This is a genomic window from Streptomyces sp. NPDC001156 (genome assembly GCF_053598275.1).
Map to the genome: position 1 here is coordinate 1 of NZ_JBSFJX010000546.1, position 1,304 is coordinate 1,304.

The 1,304-nt window shown below is 68.3% G+C and carries 1 protein-coding gene and 1 pseudogene; one reads left to right on the forward strand and one right to left on the reverse strand.

The annotated features are described in order from the left end of the window. Window positions 1-217: 217 nt before the first annotated feature. Window positions 218-668 (forward strand): annotated as a pseudogene (locus ACWDA7_RS53010) (helix-turn-helix domain-containing protein); the annotation flags it as partial. Here ACWDA7_RS53010 and ACWDA7_RS53015 read toward each other — a convergent pair. Further along, a partial coding sequence (locus tag ACWDA7_RS53015) for a SpoIIE family protein phosphatase (RefSeq protein ID WP_450615415.1) occupies window positions 631-1,304 on the reverse strand: 674 nt, incomplete at its 5' end. The pseudogene ACWDA7_RS53010 and the gene ACWDA7_RS53015 overlap by 38 nt on opposite strands.

Genomic DNA, 1,304 nt, shown 5'->3' on the forward strand with positions numbered 1-1,304 from the left:
ACGCGGGAGACCAGTGCATCCACCACCGTTCGGGATGCGCCAGTTGACCAGGATTGGGTACAAGACCCACTCCTGCTCACTGACTAGGAACGGTTAGGGAAGCCGAGTAGTCGCCAGCCCGCGTGACGCGTCCCTCCGGACGCTGGTCGACAAGCCGTAAGGCCGCGCCGAGGAGGGTGCCCGACGTCGCCTGGGCGCCGGACGTGCGCGTCACACTGTGCCACAGGATCACTACGACTCGCTAATCCAACTGGTGAGCCTGATCGAGGAGTTGGCCCAGCCGTGGCAGGCCGGTGTCGAGGGTCGCCGTCACGAGGCACGGGGAAGGCCGAGGAAACGGGCTGCGGGAGCCGGAGCCCGGCATCAGCTGGTCTTCGTCGACCGAAGGGTGGCCACCCTCATCCACCTGCGGCACGATCTCCCGCACTCGGTGCTGGGGCTGCTGTTCGGCGTCGACCGCTCCACCATCGCCCCGCGCGATCGGGGAGATACGTACTCTCCTGGCCGAGCGGGGATGCGCGGTCCCCGACCGTCCTGGCCTGCGCCTGCGGACACTGGCGGACGTGTTCGCCTATGCCCAGGCCGAAGGCATCGAGCTCCGCCTGGACGCCACCGAGATCCAGGTCACGGTTACTCCTTGCGCGCGGGTGGCGTGCCGGAGGCACGTGCGCGTGAGGGTGCGGAGTCCAGGTCTTGTTCGGCCCAGATGATTTTGCCGCCCGATTCCGGGCGGGCGCCCCATCTGCGGGAGAGCTGGGTGATCAGGAAGAGGCCGCGTCCGTTTTCGTCGGTGGCGCGTGCGTGACGCAGATGCGGGGAGTTGGCGTCGGTGTCGGATACTTCGCAGGTCAGGACTTGGTGCTGGATCAGGCGCAGTCCGATCGGGTCGGTGCTGTGGCGGACGGCGTTGGTGACCAGTTCGCTGACGATCAGCTCGGTGGGGTCCTGGAGATCTTCCAGGCCCCATTCGGTGAGCTGGCGGGTTGCCATGTGCCGGGCGTTGGGGACAGCGGCCCGGTCGTTCGGCAGCGTCCAGGAGGCGACCTGGGTGGGGCTGAGTGAGCGCGTCCGCGCCAGGAGCAGGGTGACATCGTCGGACGGTGCCTGACCCGGGAAGGTCTGCGTCGCTCGAGTGCACAGCTCTTCCAGGGAGCGATCCGGTTGGGCCAGGGCGGCGCCCAGGCGGCGCATTCCCACGTCGATGTCGTCGTCGCGGGTTTCGATCAGGCCGTCGGTGTACAGGGCGAGGAGAGTGCCCTCGGGCAGTTCCAGCTCCACGGCCTCGAAGGGGATGCCCAGGCCGA